Annotated in this window: 16 protein-coding genes; 2 read left to right on the top strand and 14 right to left on the bottom strand. The window is 73.4% G+C overall.

Features of this window, described 5'->3' with window-relative positions:
- The 8 genes from KIK08_RS27505 to KIK08_RS27470 form a co-directional block, all read right to left on the bottom strand.
- A partial coding sequence (locus KIK08_RS27505; RefSeq protein WP_214406170.1) for an acyl-CoA dehydrogenase family protein occupies positions 1 to 733 on the bottom strand: 733 nt, incomplete at its 3' end.
- Entirely contained in the window at positions 730 to 1,893 is a 1,164-nt protein-coding gene (locus KIK08_RS27500; protein WP_308257932.1) for an acyl-CoA dehydrogenase family protein, read from the bottom strand. The genes KIK08_RS27505 and KIK08_RS27500, both read right to left, overlap by 4 nt.
- Before the next feature lie 60 nt (positions 1,894 to 1,953).
- Complete coding sequence (locus tag KIK08_RS27495; RefSeq protein ID WP_214406169.1) at positions 1,954 to 3,459, bottom strand: lipopolysaccharide biosynthesis protein; 1,506 nt, start codon at positions 3,457 to 3,459, stop codon at positions 1,954 to 1,956.
- A 215-nt stretch (positions 3,460 to 3,674) separates the two neighbouring features.
- On the bottom strand, positions 3,675 to 4,688 hold the full coding sequence (locus tag KIK08_RS27490) for a GDP-mannose 4,6-dehydratase (protein WP_214406168.1): 1,014 nt from the start codon (positions 4,686 to 4,688) through the stop codon (positions 3,675 to 3,677).
- Positions 4,685 to 5,341: an acyltransferase gene (locus KIK08_RS27485; protein WP_214406167.1), complete on the bottom strand. Its 657-nt coding sequence runs from the start codon at positions 5,339 to 5,341 to the stop codon at positions 4,685 to 4,687. Before KIK08_RS27485 ends, KIK08_RS27490 begins: the two co-directional genes overlap by 4 nt.
- Entirely contained in the window at positions 5,338 to 6,444 is a 1,107-nt protein-coding gene (locus KIK08_RS27480) for a DegT/DnrJ/EryC1/StrS family aminotransferase (RefSeq protein WP_214406166.1), read from the bottom strand. Before KIK08_RS27480 ends, KIK08_RS27485 begins: the two co-directional genes overlap by 4 nt.
- A 4-nt stretch (positions 6,445 to 6,448) precedes the next feature.
- Positions 6,449 to 7,633 (bottom strand): DegT/DnrJ/EryC1/StrS family aminotransferase, encoded by a 1,185-nt coding sequence (locus tag KIK08_RS27475; RefSeq protein WP_308257931.1) that lies wholly within the window; start codon positions 7,631 to 7,633, stop codon positions 6,449 to 6,451.
- Entirely contained in the window at positions 7,630 to 8,709 is a 1,080-nt protein-coding gene (locus KIK08_RS27470) for a Gfo/Idh/MocA family protein (protein WP_308257930.1), read from the bottom strand. Before KIK08_RS27470 ends, KIK08_RS27475 begins: the two co-directional genes overlap by 4 nt.
- 443 nt (positions 8,710 to 9,152) lie before the next feature.
- Here KIK08_RS27470 and KIK08_RS27465 point away from each other — a divergent pair, with 443 nt between their 5' ends.
- Complete coding sequence (locus tag KIK08_RS27465) at positions 9,153 to 10,580, top strand: lipopolysaccharide biosynthesis protein (protein ID WP_214406164.1); 1,428 nt, start codon at positions 9,153 to 9,155, stop codon at positions 10,578 to 10,580.
- Positions 10,577 to 12,028, top strand: a complete 1,452-nt coding sequence (locus tag KIK08_RS27460) for a glycosyltransferase (RefSeq protein WP_214406163.1) — start codon at positions 10,577 to 10,579, stop codon at positions 12,026 to 12,028. The genes KIK08_RS27465 and KIK08_RS27460 overlap by 4 nt, the downstream gene beginning before the upstream one ends.
- Before the next feature lie 85 nt (positions 12,029 to 12,113).
- Here the strand turns inward: KIK08_RS27460 and KIK08_RS27455 are convergent, their stop codons facing one another.
- From KIK08_RS27455 to KIK08_RS27430, 6 genes are all read right to left on the bottom strand, one after another.
- The gene (locus KIK08_RS27455; protein ID WP_214406162.1) at positions 12,114 to 12,974 is read right to left on the bottom strand and encodes a glycoside hydrolase family 16 protein; all 861 of its coding nucleotides are present in this window, start codon (positions 12,972 to 12,974) and stop codon (positions 12,114 to 12,116) included.
- 178 nt (positions 12,975 to 13,152) lie between these two features.
- Entirely contained in the window at positions 13,153 to 14,112 is a 960-nt protein-coding gene (locus tag KIK08_RS27450; protein WP_214406161.1) for a glycoside hydrolase family 16 protein, read from the bottom strand.
- Positions 14,113 to 14,218: 106 nt separating this feature from the next.
- Positions 14,219 to 15,475, bottom strand: coding sequence for a glycosyltransferase family 2 protein (locus KIK08_RS27445; protein WP_214406160.1), 1,257 nt, complete (start codon positions 15,473 to 15,475; stop codon positions 14,219 to 14,221).
- Positions 15,476 to 15,551: 76 nt separating this feature from the next.
- On the bottom strand, positions 15,552 to 17,249 hold the full coding sequence (locus KIK08_RS27440) for a choline dehydrogenase (protein ID WP_214406159.1): 1,698 nt from the start codon (positions 17,247 to 17,249) through the stop codon (positions 15,552 to 15,554).
- Between the two features lie 134 nt (positions 17,250 to 17,383).
- Positions 17,384 to 17,764 (bottom strand): hypothetical protein, encoded by a 381-nt coding sequence (locus KIK08_RS27435; RefSeq protein ID WP_214406158.1) that lies wholly within the window; start codon positions 17,762 to 17,764, stop codon positions 17,384 to 17,386.
- A gap of 2 nt (positions 17,765 to 17,766) precedes the next feature.
- Positions 17,767 to 19,840: hypothetical protein (locus tag KIK08_RS27430; RefSeq protein ID WP_214406157.1), on the bottom strand; the 2,074-nt coding region annotated here is incomplete at its 5' end.

Here is a 19,840-nt window from a genome sequence, read left to right as displayed (position 1 = left end):
CCGCGGCCGACGCGGCGGCGACCTCCGCGGCGGCCAGCGCCAGCTGCTGCTGCACGGCCTGCAGCTTGCCGATCGGGCGGCCGAACTGGATCCGCTGACCCGCGTAGGTGACCGCCGCGGCGAGGGCCCCGCGGGCGGCGCCGGCCAGCAGCAGCGCGCGACCCAGCGCGGCGCGCACCCGGAACTGCTCGCCGGCCCCCTGCGGGACCTCGGCGGTGGTGGCCGTCGTGTCCACCCGCACGGTGTCGCGCGGCTCCTCGGCCAGGTTGGCGCCGTCGGTGATCGTCACCCGCTCGGGGTCGAGCAGCACGACCCGGGTCGGGGTCAGCACGGCGATCCCGGCGGCCGCGCGCGACCAGGGCACGCGGTGCAGCTCGCCGCGCACGGTGTCGCCGTCGACGTCGAGGTCGGCCGCGACCGCGGTCAACGGGCCGGCGGGCAGCGCGATCCCGGCCTCGTGCAGCAGCCACCCGGCCAGCAGGTCGGTCTCGACCAGGGGCACCCGCGCGGCGTGCGCGCCGGCCGCGGTCAGCACCGCGGCGGCGTCGGTGAACGTCGCCCCGCTGCCGCCGGCCCGCTCGGGCAGGGTGAGCCGGGCCAGGCCGCTGTCCTCCAGCGTCTTCCACAGCGCGGCGTCGAACCCCGGGCCGGTGCCGGTGGCCCCGGAGAAGATCGACTCGGCCAGCTCGGCGAGCTCGCCGGTGGCGGTGTCGGTGTCGGTGCTCTCGGTCATCGCAGCCCCAGTCCCCGCGCGACGATGCCGCGCAGCACCTCGTTGGTCCCGCCGCGCAGGGTGAACCCCGGGGCGTGCAGCACGGCGTCGGCCAGCAGCCGCGGGTAGCCGCCCTCCGCGCCCGGGTCGGGCGGGATCGACACCAGCAGCCGGGCCGCGTCGATGATCTCGTTCTCGAAGCGGGTGCCCAGGTCCTTGACGATCGCCGCGGCCAGCTCCGGGGCGTGCCCCGAGGCCAGCGACCCGGCGATGGCCAGCGACATCCGCCGCAGCGCCCACAGCCGCGAGACCAGCGAGCCGACCTCGCGCTCGACGCCGGTGGCGCCCGTGCGGACCAGCTCGCCGACCAGCGCCGCCAGCAGCGGGAAGGTCGACAGGAACCGCTCGGGGCCGCTGCGCTCGAACGCCAGCTCGCTGGTGACCTGCCGCCAGCCCGCGCCGATCTCGCCCAGCACCATGTCGTCGGGCACGAAGACCCCGTCGAAGACCACCTCGTTGAAGTGGTGGGCACCGGTCAGCAGCGGGATCGGGCGGATCTGCACGCCCGGCGAGTCGAGCTCGACGATGAACTGCGAGAGCCCGGCGTGGCGGTTGGCGTCGTCGCGGGGCGCGGAGCGCGCCAGCGCGAAGAACGCGTGCGCGCGGTGCGCGCCGGAGGTCCAGACCTTGGTGCCGGTGAGCCGCCAGCCGCCCTCGACCCGCTCCGCCCTGGTGCGCACGGCGGCGAGGTCGGAGCCGGCGTCGGGCTCGCTCATCCCGATCCCGAAGTAGACCTCCCCCGCCGCGATCCCGGGCAGGAACTTGCGGCGCTGGGCCTCGGTGCCGAAGCGCAGCAGCGTCGGCCCGATCTGGCGGTCGGCGACCCAGTGCGCGGCGACCGGCGCCCCCGCGGCGAGCAGCTCCTCGGTGACCACGTAGCGGTCCAGCGGGGACGCCCCGGCGCCGCCGTACTCCGGCGGCAGGGTCATGCCCAGCCAGCCGCGCCGGCCCAGCTCGCGGGTGAACCGCTCGTCCCAGCCCGAGAGCCACACGTCCGAGCGGGGCACCCAGGCGCCCGCCGCGCGTTCCTCGGCGAGGAACGCGCGCACCCGGGCGCGCAGCTCCGCGGCCCGAGCCGGCAGGTCGGTCGGCGGCGGCATCAGCTCCAGCGTTGGCGGCACCCCGACATCATGCGGCAGTCGTCGCCGCGGCGCGCCACTCCGCGCGGTGTGCGGCCGGTCTCATCCCACGCCGGGCTGCTCCGGCGCCGTCCGGGACGCGGTGCCGATCCCGTCGAGGTGCCGGCGCCGGGCCATCACCAGCACGACCGCCGCGCAGGCCAGCTGGGCGGCGGTGTAGCCGATGGCCAGCGGCCACAGCTCGGTGACCTGGAAGCCCGCCTGCTGGTCGGCCGCGGTGATCGGCACGAACACCACGACCGCGATCACCAGCAGCGTGCTGGCCAGCTGCAGGCGGGCGAAGGCCATGCCCTCGTTGAGCGCCTGCAGCACGCCCAGCTCGTGGGAGATCAGCAGCCGCGGGACCATCCCGATCAGCAGCAGCCGCAGCACGTCGCCGGCCTCGGCGTAGCCCGGGCCGAAGATCTGCAGCCCGAGGTCGGCGAGCAGGATGCCGACCACCACCATCGGCAGGAAGATCACGAACAGCCGCTTGCGGGACGCCGCGATGTGCTCCCGGGCGTTGCCCGGATCGCGCGCGAGCTGCGCCGACAGCGACTGCATGAACCGCTGCGCAGCGATGTCGATCACCATGACGGCCTGCCAGGCCATGAAGAACGCCGCGCCCGCGCCCGGCCCGAACCGCTGGATCACGATCACCGTGACCTGGTTGAACAACAGGACCGTGCCCCAGTGCGCGATCGTGGTCGGGGCCAGGAACCCGACGACCTCCGAACGCGCCGGCAGCCACCCCTCGTCGGTGATCCGGGAGAACCTGCGGGTGAGGTAGCCGGCGACCACGGCGCTGCCCACCGCCCAGATGGCGATCGGGATCACCCAGGACAGCACCACGCCCAGCGGGCCCAGGCTGACGCCCAGCGCCAGCAGCAACCCGATGCGCACCACCGCGAACGCGATGCTGCGCCCCGGCGCCCACCACGGCTTGCCCACCACGACGAGGGTGTAGTCGTGCAGGCCCCACAGCCCCCACCCCGCCGCGGCCAGCACGAACAGCGCCACGCCGATCCACACCGGCCAGTGCGGCCCGGACCCGGTCTCGGCCAGCGACGGCACGAACCACACGTAGACCAGCCCGACCAGCACGCACGCCGGCACGATCACCGCGTGGCTGCGCCAGAACAGCGTCGTCGCCCGCCGCCCCGACTTCGGCAGCCAGATCATGTTGCCGGCGTCGAGGTTGAGCTGCGCGGTGCCGGCCACGAGCAGGAACGCCGAGACGAACGCCGTGGCGTAGCCCACCGATTCCTGCGGCATCATCCGCGCGGCGATCAGCCAGGACACCAGCCCGGCCACCGAGCCGACGGCGCCGCTGATGGACAGCGCGAGCCCGTCGGACAGCGCCGCCTTGCCCGACGCGTCCGGCGCGGTGGCGCTGTCCGGTTCCGGGGGAGCCGACGGCGCGGTCGGCTTCGGGGCGACGGTCGGCTCGGTCGCGAGCACCAGGGGCAGGCGCTGGGTCAGCAGATCGCTCTCGTCGTCGAGGCCGTCGCCGTCCCGTTGCGAGGCGGGCGTGGCCGGGGACCGTCCCGGGGTGCCGGGTCGACTCACCGGGCGGACACCCGCTGCCAGGTTCGGGGGGCACGGGTCGTCGGGGCGCCCGGGTCGCAGGGCCTGGCTCGGGTCAGCACGCGGCGCAGTGTATCGACGGGGGATGAGAGCCTTCGACGGCCCGTAGCGGAGGCCGGGCCGTCGCCGCCGATCGGTCACCCGATCGTGTCGGCCCTGGTCCGGACCGGTGAGCCGGTCCGGACCATGCCGGGCGTTCAGCTCGTGGTCACCGCCGAGCCACGCGGCTTCCAGTTGTAGGACACGTCCTCGGCCAGGGCAGCGGCCCAGTCGGTCCCCTGAGACTCGTGCCACTCCAGCAGCCGGTCGATGCCCTCGCGCAGCGACACCTCCGGCTTCCAGCCCAGCACGTCGGCGGCCAGCGCCGAGTTGCTGTAGAGCCGGCGCACGTCGCCGGGGCGGTCCGGGTGGTGCTCCGGGCGCAGGTCCGGACGGCCCGCGGCGGCGGTGACGATCTCGGCCAGCTCGCTGACCGTGATCTCGCGACCGTTGCCGACGTTGATCGTGCGGCCCACGGCCCCGGGGGCGGTCCCGGCCGCGGCGATGCCGCGGGCGCTGTCGTCGACGTAGGTGAAGTCGCGGGTCTGGGCGCCGTCGCCGAAGACCAGCGGGGCCAGCCCGTTCTTGGCCCGCACGATGAACTTGGGGATGACCTCGCCGCTGTCGCCCTCGTGGTGCGAACGCGGCCCGTAGGCGTTGAACGGGCGGATCACCACGGTCGGCAGGCCGTAGGTGGTGTGGTAGGCCCGGGTGTAGGCCTCGCCGGCCAGCTTGGCCCCGCCGTAGACGGTGTGCGGGCGGGTCGGGTGGTCCTCGTCCATCGGCACGGTCTCGGCGGTGCCGTAGACCTCGCTGGTGCTGACGTAGACGAACCGCCCGGTGCCGAACTCCCTGGCGATCTCCAGCAGCCGCAGCGTGCCGGTGGCGTTGACCTCGTGGTTGGCCACCGGGTCGTGGATCGAGTGCCGCACCCCCAGGGTCGCCAGGTGGAACACCGTCGAGGCGCCCCGCATGGCGGCGCGCGCGACCCCGTCGTCGAGCAGCGAGCCCCGCACGAACTCGACCCCGTCGACGCCGTCGATGTTGCGGGCGTGGCCGGTGGACAGGTCGTCGAGCACCCGCACGGGGCCCTCGGCGGCCAGGTGGCGCACGAGCGCGGAGCCGATGAAGCCCGCGCCGCCGACGACGAGGGGGATGCCGGTGGTGCTCATGTGGTGGTCCTCTCGGTGGCCCTCTCGGTGGCCCTCTCAGCGCCGGCGGGGGCGGGGGTCAGGCCGGTCTCGGCCAGGGCGTAGCGCCCGGCGCAGTCGGGGCAGCGGAACGAGCCGTCGCCGGTGTCGTCGAGGCGCTCCCCGCAGCGGCACACCCAGCCCTTCTGCCGGGCCGGGTTGCCGACCATGAGCGCGTGCGCGGGCACGTCGCGGGTGACGACGGCGCCGGCGGCGACGAAGGCGCTCTCGCCGATCTCGGTGCCGCACACCACGACCGCCCCGGCGCCGAGGGTCGCCCCGCGGCGCACGGTGGTGGCCAGCAGGTCCTCGGCGGGGCGGCGGATCGCCGCGCGCGGGCGCAGGTCGTTGGTGAACAGCACGTTGGGGCCGAGGAAGACCTCGTCCTCGCAGGTCACGCCGCTGAACACGAGGGTGGCGTTCTTGACGGTGACCCGGTCGCCCAGCACGGCGCCGTCCTCGACGTAGGCGCAGTCGCAGATGTTGCAGTCGCGCCCGACCCGGGCCCCGGGCATGACGTGGGCGAACGCCCACACCCGGGTGCCCTCGCCCACGGTCTCGCTCTCGCACAGGCCCTTGGGGTGCACCCGCACCCCGGGCGGCGGGACCGGGGTCGACGGGGTGGACGCGGTCATCGGGCCACGGCCGCGGTCAGCGCCTCGGCCACCCGCTCCTGCTGCTCGGCGGTGATGCCCGGGAACAGCGGCAGCGACAGGATGCGCCCGCCCATGGCCTCGGCCACCGGGAAGGTGCCCTCGCCCTTGCCGAGCCCGGCGAAGGCGCCGGTCAGGTGGACCGGGGTCGGGTAGTGGATGCCCGCGCCGATGCCGCCGGCGTTGAGCTCGGCGAGGACCTCGTCGCGCCGGTCGACCTGCACGACGTAGAGGTGCCAGACCGGCTCGCTGCCGTCGGCCACCACCGGCAGGCCGACCTGCTCCAGCCCGGACAGCAGGGCCTCGTAGCGCTTGGCCGCGGCCCGACGCTGCTCGTTCCAGTCGTCGAGGCGGCGCAGCTTCACCGACAGCACGACGGCCTGCAGCGCGTCGAGGCGGCTGTTGAAGCCGAGCGTGTCGTGCACGTACTTGCGCGACGAGCCGTGCGCGCCCAGCAGCCGAACGGCCGCGGCCAGTTCGCCGTCGGAGGTGGTGACGGCGCCGGCGTCGCCGTAGGCGCCCAGGTTCTTGCCCGGGTAGAAGCTGGTGGCGGCGATGGCCCCGGCGGCGCCGGAGCCGACCCCGTCGCGCCGCGCGCCCTGCGACTGCGCGGCGTCCTCGACCAGGGCGACCCCCTCCGGCAGCCGTTCGGCCAGCGCGGCCAGGTCGGCCATCTGCCCGTAGAGGTGCACGGGGAGCACGGCCTTCGTCCGCGGGGTGATCGCCGCGTCGACCAGGTCGAGGTCGATCAGCGCGTCGTCGGGGCGGCAGTCGACCAGGACCGGCGTGGCCCCGGTGCGGGCGACGGCCTCGGCGGTGGCGATGAAGGTGTTGGCCGGCAGGACGCACTCGTCGCCGGGCCCGACGCCCAGCGCGCGCAGGGCGAGCTCGATGGCGTCGGTGCCGTTGGCCACGCCGATGCAGTGCCCGGCGCCGGTGTACTCGGCGTACTCGGCCTCGAAGCGGGCCACCGCGGGCCCGCCGACGAACGCGGTCTTGGCCAGCACCTCGGCCCAGCCTGCGGCGACCTCGTCGCCGACCTGGGCGTGCTGCCAGGCGAGGTCGACCAGGGGGATGGAAGTCACGGATTCAGGTCCCGGTGTCGAGCCGCAGCGCCTTGGCGAGCGCGTCGACGACCGTGCGCTGGTCGTCGTCGGTGAGCTCGTGGTGCAGCGGAAGGATGATCGAACGGCTGGTCAGCCGCTCGGTGTGGGGAAGCGGGGGGTGGGGGTGCCCGGCGTAGGCGCGCTCCAGGTGCGAGGCCATGATGCCGCGCCGCGCGGAGACCCCCGCCCCGGCCAGGTCGGTCAGCACCTCGATCAGCGGCGGTGCGGAGTCGGGCAGCTCGACCCAGAACGACTGGAAGTTCGACTCGCCGTGCTCGGGGTCGCGCACCGCGCGCAGCCCGAGCGGGGCGAGCAGTTCGTGGTAGCGGGCGGCCAGCTCGCGGCGCCCGCGCACGATCCCGGCCAGCCGGCCGACCTGGACCAGGCCCATCGCGGCCTGGACGTCGGTCATCCGGTAGTTGAAGCCGGTCTCGTCGTACTCCTCGAGCACGATCTTCGCCGTGCCGTTCTCGGCGGCGTGCCGGTCGGCGGCCGAGACGCTCATCCCGTGGCTGCGCAGCCGGCGCAGCCGGGCGGCCCAGTCGGCGTCGTCGGTGGTGATCATGCCGCCCTCGCCGGTGGTGAGCACCTTGCGCGGGTGGAACGACCAGGCGGCCAGCAGGGCGCCGGCCCCGACCGGGCGCCCGCGCAGGCGGGAGCCGGCGGCGCAGGCCGCGTCCTCGAGCACGGGGATGCCACCGGCCACGGCGCGCACGGCCTCGACGTCGGCCGGCTGGCCGCCCTGGTGCACCAGCATGATCGCCTTGGTCCGGGGCGTGATCGCCTCGGCGACCCGGGCCGGGTCGAGGTTGCCGTCGACGGGGTCGACATCGGCGAAGACCGGGCTGGCCCCGGTGTGCCGGATGGCGTTCGCGCTGGCGATGAACGACAGCGACGGCACCACGACCTCGTCGCCGGGCCCGACGCCCAGCAGGTACAGGCCCAGGTGCAGGGCGGTGGTGCAGTTCGACACCGCCACCGCGTGCGCCGCGCCGACCTCGGCGGCGAACGCCTTCTCGAAGGCGACGACGCGGGGGCCGTCGGCGACCCAGCCGGAGCGGACGGTCTCGGCGACGGCCTCGGCCTCCTCCGGGCCGAGCATCGGCACCATGACCGGGATGCTCGTGCGGCCGCCGCGGGCGGCCGGGACCGGTGGGGCGGCCGTCACGCGGGGACCTCGATCCGCGGCAGCACCGCGGCGGACTCCGCCGCCGGGACCTCGCGCACCGGCACGAACTCGCCACCGCCGGCCAGGCTGGCCGACGCCGCCTCCAGCATCGCCAGCACCTGCAGGCCGGAGCGGCCGTCGGTGAGCGGCTGGCGGCTGTGCAGGATGGAGTCGGCGAACTCGGCCATGACCGCCCCGAGCGCCTCCTTGTCCTGGATGGCGGGGGCGACCATGTCGCCGGTGCGGTAGGACACCATCGTCGCGGCGCGCCCGGCGGTGTCGAGCTCCTCGGCGGGGGTGCACTCCACGCCCCGGTCGTAGATCGACAGGCGCTGCAGCGGCTCCAGGTCGTCCCAGACGACGGTGCGCGCGGACCCGCCGATGACCATCTTGCGGATCTTGGTCGGGGACAGCCAGTTGACGTGCACGTGGGCGATCACGCCGTTGGACAGCCGCACCGTCAGGTAGACGATGCAGGCGCGCCCGGCGCGGACCGGGTCGGCGCCGTGCGCGGCCACCGACACCGGCTGCACGCCCTCGGGCAGGATCGACTGGAAGATCGACAGGTCGTGCGGGGCGAGGTCCCACAGCACGTCGACGTCGCGCTGCACCAGGCCCAGGTTGATCCGGACCGAGTCGAGGTACTGCAGGTCGCCCAGCTCCCCGTCGCGGATCAGGTCGCGCAGGTAGCCGACCGCCTGGGTGTAGCAGTAGGTGTGGTCGAGCATCAGCACGCGGCCGTAGCGGTCGGCGGCCTCGACCAGCTCGCGGCCCTCGGCGAACGAGGGCGCCAGCGGCTTCTCCACCAGCACGTGCTTGCCGGCCTCCAGCGCGGCCATGGCCACCTGGTAGTGGGTCGCGGCGGGGGTGGCGATCGCGACGGCGTCGACCGCGGGGTCGGCGAGCACGTCCTCGAAGGAGCCGACCACGCGGACGGTCGAGTAGTCGCCCATCACCGAGCGGGCGCGGTCGACGTCGAGGTCGCAGAGGTACTCCAGCCGCATCGCCGGCGTCTTCTGGGCGTTGCGGGCGAGGTTCGGACCCCAGTAGCCGGCACCGACCACCGCCAGCCCCACGCGCGGACGTTCTGGACTCACTACAGCGTCACTCCTCAGCGTCACTCAGGGGTGTCGCTCAATGAGCGTCGCTGCTCACGAGACGGAAACATCCCACCGGCCGACCGACCATAACCGGCGCGGGACCCGTCCCTTCACCGGCCCGTCACGATCACAGCCCGGTTCGGGTGATTCGCGCATTCCGGCGTTATTACGGCGTTCCTCTCGGTAACCTCCATCACGACTTCGCAACCCGGCGCAACGTTCCACCGGGTCCGGACGTCCTCCCTGTTGACACGCCGACGTCTGCCCGCGGAACCGCGGGTCCGGGCGGGCGGCATGAAAGGTTCGACGCCCTGCTCAGTAGCATCCGCGGCCGTGGCCCCAACGGCTGACGGCGATTCGGGCAAACGGTGCGAACCCGGACATAGTTCGCGAAACGGGAGCGAGCAGACACTTTGTTGATGGACGAGCGGGACCCCACCGGCGAGACGCCCGCCGAGGCGGTGCCGGAGAAGCGCCGCAGGTTCGGCCCCGGACTGGAGATCAACGCCATCGCGCTGATGGCCTCCACCGCGATCACGGCGGTGGTCGGGCTCGGCTTCTGGGCCATCGCCACCAACCGGCTGCCCGCCGCCGACGTCGGCCGCGCCTCGGCGGTCATCACCACCGCGACCATGCTCAGCCAGCTGGCCGGCTCCAACATCGGGCTGCTGTTCAGCCGGGTGCTGCCCGGCGCGGGCGAGCGCTCCCGCTCGGTCGTGATGGCCGGCTACGGCGTGGCCGTGGCGATCAGCCTCGTGCTCACCGGCGGGTTCCTGCTGTTCTTCGACAGCGAGGAGCTGTTCTCCTCGGCGGCCGAGCAGGTCGTGTTCCCGCTGATCGTGATCATCTTCTGCCTGTTCGCGCTGCAGGACTGGGTGCTCACCGGCATCCGGGTCACCACCTGGATCCCGCTCGAGCAGCTGCTGTTCGCGGTGGCCAAGCTCGCCCTGCTGTTCTGGTTCGCCGCGGCGGCCTTCGACAACGCCATCGTGCTGGCCTGGGTGGTCCCCTGCGCGGCCACCGTGCTGATCATCAACCCGCTGCTGCTGGCGCGGGTGCTGCCCCGGCGCGGACCGGCGCCGGAGGGCGCCGCGCCGATGCCCGCCCGCCGGGAGCTGGGCAAGATCTTCGTCGGCGAGTACGCCACCGGCGCGGTGACCTTCGTCATCCCGCTGGTCGTCCCGCTGCTGATCCTGACCCAGCTCGGCGCGGAGGCCAACGCCTACTACGCGCTGCCGCTGCTGATCGCCGAGTCCGGGCTGGGCGTGCTGATCTGGAACATCAGCTCCTCCTACATGGTCGAGGCCTCGCACGACGCCCGCCAGATCGGACCGCTGATGAGCCGCACCTGGCGGCTCAGCTTCCTGGTCGGCGGCCTGGGCGTCCCGGTGCTCTACCTGATGACGCCGTGGCTGCTGTCGTTCCTGGGCGAGGCCTACGCCACCGAGGGCACGACCGCGATGCGGCTGCTGCTGCTCGCCATCCCGTTCAACATCATCTCGACGATGTACATCAACACCTCGCGCGTGCTCAACCAGATGGGCCGGGTCGTGGCGCTGCAGCTGCTGCTGGCCGTGCTGATCATCGGGCTGACCGCGGTGCTGCTGCCCAGGATGGGCATCGCCGGCGCGGGCTGGGGCTACCTGATCGCCGAGGCCGTCGTCGCGATCGCCGTGGTGATCCCCCTGGCGCGCTTCATGCGGGCGCACGGTGTCACGCTGCTGCGGGCCCCGAAGAAGCCGGCTCCCCCGGAGGGGGGCGGCCCGGAGGATGGCTCCGAGCCGGACCCGGAGGCTACGGTCCGCATCGCCGCACAACCGTCTCGAGCAGGAAGGGCCAGGACGTGACCTCAAACCGGGGGCAGGTCAGCAGGATCGACAACGGCCGTCGCTTGCGGGTGCTCGTCGTGATCCACCACCTGAGCGTGGGCGGCAGCCAGCGCTGCGCGGTCGACCTGGCGATCGGGGTGCACAAGCGCGGCCACGACGTCACCGTGGCCGGTCCACCGGGCCCGCTGGCCGACCTGCTCGTCGACGACGGCGTGCCGTTCGTCCCGCTGGAGAACGACCGGCCCGGCCAGGCCGTGGGCCAGGCCCTGCCCGGCTACAAGCGGCTGCTCGACCTGACCCGCGAGCTGCGCCCCGAGCTCGTGCACAGCTACGAGCTGACCCCGTCGATCCTCACCTACGCCGGCGCGCACCTGCGCGACTGCGTGCCGATGACGATGACGATCAACAGCATGTCCGTGCCGGACTTCATGCCGCCGTCGGTGCCGCTGCAGGTGTGCAGCCCGCTGATCGCCTCGGAGGTCCGCGAGCGCCTGCCCAGCCGGCAGGGCCCGGTGGGCGTGCTGGAGATCCCGACCGACACCGTCAACCAGTACCCCGGCTTCCCCGGCGCCGCGGAGTTCCGCTCCCGGCTGGGCATCGCCCCCGACGAGCTGGCCGTGGTCATCGTCAGCCGGTTCGCCAGGGCGCTCAAGCAGGAGGGCCTGGAGACCGCCATCCGGGCCACCGGCCGGCTCGCCCCGCACCACCGGATGCGGCTGGTCCTGGTCGGCGACGGCCCCGCGATGCCCGACCTGCGCGCGCTCGCCGACCGCACCAACGCCGCGCTCGGCCGCGAGGCCGTGCTGCTGACCGGGGAGATCCTCGACCCCCGCCCCGCATACGCCGCGGCCGACGTCATCGTGGGCATGGGCGGGTCGCTGCTGCGCTCGATGGCCTTCGGCAAGCCCTGCATCGTGCAGGGCGAGCGGGGCTTCTTCAAGATCCTGGACATGGAGTCGGCGCGCGAGTTCCGCTGGCACGGCTTCTTCGGCATCGGCGGCGGGGGCAGCGGCGAGGAGCGCCTGGTGGCCCAGCTGGGCCAGCTGCTCGACGACGCCCCGATGCGCAAGCGCAACGGCGACTTCGCCCTCGGCCTGGTGCGTCGCCACTACAGCCTCGACTCGGCCGTGGACCAGCAGATCAACTGGTACTACAAGACGCTGGAGCGCACGGTCGCCCCGACCAAGTTCGAGGCGGCCAAGACGATGGCCGCGATCAGCGCCTGGTTCGGCGGGCGGGCGATCAAGCGCCCGACCGGCCGGGAGAAGGTCGACTACTTCAACAGCCCGGAGCGCACCGAGCCGGGCATGCGCGCCCCGGTCCCGCACTGGTTCGACCCGGACCTGGGCGAGCTGACCACGGCGCGCACCGGGGCCACCGGGGCGCACCGGGTCGTCACGCCGACCAACCGCGCCGCCGCGCCCGCCCCCCAGGGCACGCCCACCGGCGCCAGCACCACGGCCTGAGACCCCACGACGACGAGGCCCCCGGGACCATCGGTCCGGGGGCCTCGTCGCGTTCCGACCGCCGCTGTGTGGCTCTCGCGGGGCCCTACGGCGTGTACTCGTACTGCCGCACCCAGTCGACGTGCATCTTGGAGTTCTCGACGTCGTTGGTCGGGTCCTCGTCACCCTGCTCGGGGAACCAGTCGAGCTGGATGGTCAGGTGCATCGGCCGCGGCGGCAGGGCGTCGGTCTGCTCGGTGCGGAACCACTCGCGCCCGTCGAGGTAGGCGACGATGTGCTCCGGGGTCCACTCGACGGCCCAGTTGTGCCACTCGGTCGCGTCGGCCAGGACCTCGCCCTCGATCTTGAGGTCGTCCTCGCTGTAGTGCAGGAAGAACTTGGTCTTCTGGCGGGTGGGGTCGGTCATCTCCATGAAGTCGACCTCGCCGCCCTCGGGCCAGTCCTCGGCGTCGGGCCACAGCAGAAGCAGCGCGTTGTAGGTCTCGTCGGTGGGCGGGGCCTGCACGCGGCCCTCCCAGCGGCCGTACATCTGGCCGACGTCCAGGGCCATGCCGCCGGTGGTGCCCTTCTCGTCGCCGGTGATGGTGAGCAGGCCGTCCTCGACGGAGATGGCCTCCGGGGAGCGGATGCCGTTCTCGCCGTGGCCGACGCCGTCGTAGAGCTGCCACTCGTCGCCGAGGTCGCCGTCGAAGGTCTCGGTGTAGACGGGCTCACCCCAGTCGAGCAGCGAGGCGGCGCTGGTCTCGTCGCCGTCGAGCGGCTCGGGCTCGGCGGGCGCCGGGCTCGGCGGGGCGGCCGCGGTGTCGGCCCCTCCCCCGCCGCCGTCGCCGCCCGTGGGGCGGACCAGCACGAAGACGAGCGTGGACGCCAGGGCCAGCGCGAGGAGCCCGGCGATGAGGATCATCGCGCGGCCCGGGGTGCGCCGCGGGGGTGGGGGCGGCGTCACCGGGGGGAGATGCCTCAAATCAGACAAAAGGGCTCTCCTTCTTGATAAGGATCAAGGCGACCAACCGGATCGACGGTAGTGCAGTCACTCTCCGCAGCGAGAGCGGCCCGCCACAGTGACAGGATGCACTGCGGCGGGCCGGACCTGTCCGCTGGCGTGGAGCGTGGCGCTTGTCCGCCTACTCCTGGTACGCGTACTGCTTGACCCAGTCGACCTCCATGGTCGACTCCTGCACGCCGTCCTCGGTGTCGAACGGGTCCTCCTGCTCGGGGAACCAGTCCAGCTGGATGGCCAGGTGCATCGGGCCCGGGGCCTGGACCTCGCGGTCCTCGTCGCGGAACCACTCCTTGCCGTCGACGTAGGCGACGAGCCGCTCGGGCGTCCACTCGAAGGCCCAGTTGTGCCACTCGGTGCCGTCGATCGCGACCTCGCCCTCCTTCTTCAGATCGTCCTCGGTGTAGTGCAGGAAGATCTTCGTGCGCTGCCGGGAGGGGTCGGTCATCTCCATGAAGTCGTACTCGCCGCCCTCGGGCCAGTCCTCGGCGTCGGGCCACAGCAGCAGCAGCGCGTTGTAGGTCTCGTCGCTGACCGGCGCGCGCACCCGGCCCTCCCAGCGGCCGTACATCTGGCCGACGTCCCAGGCCATGCCCCCGGTGGTGCCCTCGGAGTCGCCGGTGATCCGCAGGATCCCGTCCTCGGTGGTGATCGCGTCGGGGGTGCGGATGCCGTTGCCGACGTGGCCCTCGCCGTCGTAGAGCTGCCACTGCGGGCCCAGCGGGCCGTCGAACAGCTCGACGTGGGCGGGCTCGCCCCAGTTCAGCAGCTCGCCGGCGCTGGTGTCCTCGCCCTCCAGCGGCGCCGGGCCACCGAACGGGCCACCCGGTCGGACCAGCACGTAGACCAGGGCCCCGATCAGGGCGATCACGACCACGATCGCGGTCAGCACGACCGTGCGGCGGCGGTTCACCGGGGCGTTGGCCGGGATCGGCGCGGTCACCTCGCCGTGCCCGGCCGCCTCACCGCCCTGCTCGGTGTAGGCCGGCAGGGTGCCGGTCTCCTGGGTGTAGGCCGGGAGGGTGCCGGTCTGCTCGCTCCGGGTCGGCTCGCTCCGGATCGGGACGGTCGGGTCGCCGCTCATCGCTGGGCCTCGCAGGGGTCGGTCGGCGCGGCTACGCGCAGGCTGTGTGTCGTCGATGCGGGTGTCGTCAGCGCGGGTGTCGCTGTTGCGGGTGTCTTCGGTCCGGTCATGGCGCTCCCCGCCGCACCAGCGGCGGGACGCGCCCGCCGGCCTGGCGGGCCGCCCGCCTGCCCCGGACGTAGGCCGTGCCGCCGCTGAGCATCCAGCGCAACCGCTCCGCGCTGGTGCTCGCGGCACCGGCCGACTCGCCGACGCCCGCGTCGGACTCGCGCTCGTTGATGTGGCGCAGCTGGTTGACCGCGGCCGGCAGGCGTTGCAGTGCCATGAAGCCCGCCCGCCGGTCCAGCGCGATCTTGGTCAGGAACGCGCCCAGGCCCATCGCGTAGCCGCGGACCTGCTTGCGCAGCTCGTCGGGCGAGGAGCGGTGGTGGTGCCAGACCAGCACGCCGGGCACGTAGGCCACGGCGTGGCGGGCCAGCACCAGGCGCACCATGAACTCGCCGTCCTCGCCGCCCAGCGCGGGCGAACCCGGGCCGAGCGCCTCGTCCATGCCGCCGACCTTCCGGGCGGCATCGGCGCGCACCGCGAAGTTGGCGCCGATGCCGTACAGCCCCGGGGAGAACGGGAAGATCGCCGAACCGGGCGGGGGCTCGGACAGCCGGAACCGCCTGCCCTGGAAGCCCTTGTTCCAGACCAGGCCGAACTCCGAGGCCTGCTCCTGCTCGGTGTCGAGGCGGGCGGCGACGACCGGGCCGGACAGGCACGCCAGGTCGGAGTCCGACGCGAACGCGCCGGCGATCCGGCTGGCCCAGTGCACGTCGGGTTCGGTGTCGTCGTCGGTGAACGCGACGATCCGGGTGCGGGCCTCCTGCAGGCCGCGGTTGCGGCCCACCGAAGCGCCCCGGCGGCGCTCGCGGACGTAGCGCACCTCGGCGCGGCCGTGCCCGCCGGTGCCGGCCTCGCCGAACTCGGCGACGACGCGCTCGGTGCTGTCGTCGTCGGGATCGTTGTCGATCACGATGACGGTCACGTCGGGGTGGTCACCGGCCAGCACGGCCCGCACGCAGCGGCGCACGCTCTCGGCGCGGTTGCGGGTGGCGATCACCACGGTGATCGGCTCGTCGGAGGTCGGCGGTACCAGCACCTCCCGGTCGCGCCCCACCTGCGCCTCGACAGCCGCGCGGACCTCGTCGGCGGTGGCCGCGCCCCCGGTGAGCTCGACGGTGGCCAGCCCGACCGGCGTGCCGCCTGCGGTGACCAGCAGCCGCGCCGCGACGAAGCGCTCGTCCACGGTCACGTCGGCGTACTCGTCGCGCCGCTCCACCTGACCCACCCAGATGGGTCCGTTCCGTGCGATCGCCATAGTGCCCCCTCTCGTGATGCTGCGACCCCCGCCGCGCCGCCCTCCCCCGGGCGAGGCGCGGCGCGGCGGTACCGGGCTAGGCCGGGTTGCCGCTGCGGGCGGTCGGCCGCGGGCGGGGCCTGCGCACCGCGGTCGTGGTGTCGTACTCCGGGTACTCCGGCGCCAGCGGCGTGTTGCCCAGGATGATGTCGGCGCCCTTCTCGGCCACCATCATCACCGGCGCGTAGATCTGGGCGTTGGTCGTCGTCGGGAACACCGAGGCGTCCACGACGCGCAGCCCGTCCAGGCCGTGCACCCGCAGGGTGCCGGGGTCGACGACCTCGTTCTCGCCGTGGCCCATCCGGCAGGTGCCGCTGGGGTGCAGGCCGGTCTGGGCCTTGCTGGCCACCCAGTCCAGCAGCTCCTCGTCGGTCTGCACGTGCGGGCCGGGCACGACCTCGCCGCCGTCGATCTCCTTGAAGGCGGGCTGCTCGAGCAGCTCGCGGCCCAGCCGCAGCGCCTTGACCCAGTCGTCGCGGTCGCGCTGGGTGGACAGGTAGTTCATCCGGATGCGCGGGTGCACCATCGGGTCCGCCGAGGCGATCTTGACGAAGCCGCGCGAGGTGGCCGACATCGTGCCGACGTGCAGCTGGTAGCCGTGCCCCTCGACCTGCTTGTCCGGGTCGAAGGCCATCGCCATGGCCGCGAACACCAGGATGACGTCGGGCCACTCGCGGTCCTCGTTGGAGCGCACGAAGCCGGCCGCCTCGAACATGTTGCTGGTGGCCTCGCCCTTGCCGGCCAGCCACTTCAGGCCCATGCCCGGCCAGTTCAGCTTGTTCTTCATGGCGATCATCGAGATCGGCTGGGTGCTGGCGTGCTGCACCTGGACCGCGAGGTGGTCCTCCAGGTTCTCGCCGACCCCGGGCAGGTGGTGGATCGGGGTGATGCCGACGTCCTTGAGCTCGTCGGCGTTGCCCACCCCGGACAGCTGCAGCAGCTGCGGGCTGTTGAACGAGCCGCCGCACAGCACGATCTCGCCGCCGGAGACGTGGTACTCGGTGCCGTTCTTGCCGCGGTAGACGACGCCGGTCGCGCGCGTGCCGGCGAACACGATCTTCGTGGCGTAGGCGTGGGTGCGCACGGTCAGGTTCTTGCGGCCCTGCACCGGGCGCAGGTAGGCCTGCGAGGACGAGCGGCGCTTGCCGTTGACGATGAACCGCTCGAAGGCCGAGAAGCCCTCCTGGCGGGCGCCGTTGAAGTCGGTGGTCAGCTTGTAGCCGCCCTGCTGGGCGGCGCTGAAGAACACGTCGAACAGCGGGTTGTCCAGCGCGGCGCGGGTGAGCACGTGCGGGCCGTGGTTGCCGCGGAACTCGCTGTCACCGAAGGACAGCGAGGTCTCCACCCGCTTGAAGTAGGGCAGGACGTGGGCGTTGTCCCAGTCCTTGGTTCCGGTGTGCTCGGCCCACTTCTCGAAGTTGGAGGGGTGGCCGCGCATGAAGTTCATGGCGTTGATCGAGCCGGAGCCGCCCAGCAGCTTGCCGCGCGGGTGCGGCATCTGGCGGTTCTTCATGTGGGGTTCGGGCTCGGATACGTACTTCCAGTTGTGCGAGTCCGTGGAGATGGCGATGCCCATCGCGGCGGGCATGTGCGTGAGCACGTCCCACGGGTAGTCGGGCATTCCGGCCTCGAGCAGCAGGACCTGGTTGCCCGGGTCCGCGCTGAGCCGGTTGGCCAGCGCGCACCCTGCGGCACCGCCGCCGACGATGACGAAGTCGTACGTCGAGTTCGACACGGGAGGTACCTCCTAGAGCAACGCGCACCGCGAGGCGCACGTCGGGGAGCGGGTTGTGAGTTCGTGCGGCCTCGACGCGACAGCGATGTCGGTGTGACAGCGGTGTCGGTCGGCCGGTCGGCTCGGGTGTGGTATCAGCCTCCGCCCGGAGCCGCCGGGGCGGCTCCACCGGGGGCCGGCGCGGCCGGTTGACCGGCCGCCGGGGCCTGACCGTCGTGCGGGGCCTGGCCGCCCTGGCCGTTGGGGAGCTGGTTGTCGGTGCCGCCGAGCAGGGCGATCGGGTCGCTCCCGGTGATCAGCGACTGCACCAGCAGCGTGCCGGCCTGCATCATGAACAGCACGACGAGCGCCGAGAGCGCGACGCCGGAGGCGACGGTCAGGGCCTTGACCTTCGTCGGCGTGCCGCCCAGCTGGCGGCGGCCGGTCTCCACGAGGTAGGCGCGGACGCCGAGCAGGGCCAGGAAGGCCGCGGCGGCGATCCACACCCACTTGTCCAGCGACGGGTCGATGGTCATGCTCAGCCCCCCGCCGGCCCGCCGGCGGGCTGCCCGCCGGCCCCGGCGCCGGCCGGCTGGCCGGCACCGGCGCCCTGGCCGCCCTGCTGGTCGGCACCCTGGTCGCCGCCCTGGTCGCCACCGCCCTGGTCGCCACCCTGCTGGTCGTCGCCGTCGTCGGCGGGGATGGCCTTCTTCAGCACCACGTTGTAGCCGTCCTGGTAGGTCAGCACGTAGCGGCCGGAGGACACGAGCTGCTGGACGATCTCGAGCGACCAGCCCGGCGGGCGGTTCTCCAGGTACACGCCGTACTTCTCGCCCGAGGTGTAGTTGACCAGCACGTCGGCGTCCTGCTTGTCGGCGCAGACCAGCGGGTCGTCGGCGAGCTGGCCGCAGCCCTCGATGTTGTCGCCGCGACCGTAGATCGTGATCCCCTCCAGGCCGGTGGGGCCGGCCTGGTTGAACGACACGATCTCCAGATCCGGTGGGGTCTCGGCGACGACCTGCCGGTACATCGCCACCTCCTCGGGGAAGGTGGCCTGGTAGGACTCGTTGCCCCCGCGCACCAGCACGAGCGTGCCGAACATGACGATCATGGCCGCGGCCAGCAGGAACTCGCTGGGGCGCCATCGGCGGGCCAGCCAGCGCAGCGCGTCGGTGCCGAGGATGACCAGGATGGGCAGCCCGTAGAGCACGATCCGCAGGAAGCCCTCGCTGCCGTAGCCCTGGGCGGCCAGCGCCATGGGCACCACGGCCAGCCCGAAGGGCACCAGGTCGCGCCGGCGCCGCCAGTAGACGAGCATGCCGACCGCGCCGAGGAGGTAGGTGAAGCCGGCGAGCACGATGCGCAACTGCTTGACGAAGACCTGCCCGGCGTCGCCGGCGAGCCGGTCGGCCACGCCGGCCTGCAGCGCCGCCCCGGTGTCGCCGCTGCCGATCAGGATGCCCAGCTGGGCGGTCCAGAAGTCGCGGTTGTTGACGAAGATCCACAGCGCCACGGCCATGATCCCGACGACCAGCACGGCGCGCCCGCGGAAGCGCCCGACCACGGCCAGCAGCGTCAGCTGGCCGATCAGGGCGATCGGGGTGAGCTGGTGCTCGACGACCACCGCGATGACGCAGAGGATCATGCAGAAGTAGATGAACAGCAGCTGGCGCGGCGGCAGCGCGGGCCGGTTCGGCGGCGTCATGGCCGCCACCAGCCATCGGCGGGTCAGCGGTAGTCGCGGCGCCCCGGGGTGCGGCGCCGGCCAGCCGGGCACGCCGGCGGCGTCGATGCGGCGGGTGGCCAGCGGGCCGAGCGCGAAGGTCAGCACCGTCAGCAGCAGCACGACCGCCTGGGCCTGCGGGGAGAAGTAGTCCTGCTCGATCCAGTTCAGCCCGACGAACAGCCACGCCGCGACCCAGGGCGCGCGGGTGCCGCCCAGCATGGAGCGCCCCATCGCGTAGATGCCGATCGCGGTGATCGTCACCACGACCGGGGGGAACCACCGCAGCACGGTGTCGAGGTTGTCGGCGCCGCCCGCCTCGCGGAACCACGCCCACTGGGCGAAGAACGCCGGCCAGTAGAACCGGGCGTCCAGCCCGACCGGGGACACCCCGTTCTCGGCGGCGATCGCGTCGACGAAGCCGACGGTCGTCCACGCGGTGCCGAACCGGGCGGCGGGCTCGATGACCGAGGGCAGCCCGTTGGTGCACAGGATGAGCACGCCGGTGGCGGTGGCCAGCATCGGGATCCGCGGCCGGCGCGCCCACAGCTCGGACACGCACGCCGCGACGGCGCACAGGATGGCACCCCACGCGGCCGGACCCAGTACCCGGGCCAGGCCCCACCCGTCGAGGGCGTAGAGGTCGGTGGTGGCCGCGGCGACCGGCAGCAGCGCGACCGCGACCAGCGCGAAGACCGGGGACAGGAACCGGGTGATCCCCGCCGAGCGGTCCTCGGTCGGCTCGACCGGCAGCTTCTGGGCCGGCAGCATCGTGGTGGCCGACACCGCGTCGGCGCCGCGGCCCTGCATGGCGGTGGTGGCCTGCCCCGGTACGGGCGGCTCGCCCGCGGGGCGGCTCACGCCGCCGTCGCCCGGGCGCCGGCCGGCG

It is taken from the genome of Pseudonocardia lacus, assembly GCF_018531445.1.
In the GTDB taxonomy this organism is placed as follows: Bacteria; Actinomycetota; Actinomycetes; order Mycobacteriales; family Pseudonocardiaceae; genus Pseudonocardia; species Pseudonocardia lacus.
This window is presented reverse-complemented; position numbering and strand designations above follow the sequence as displayed.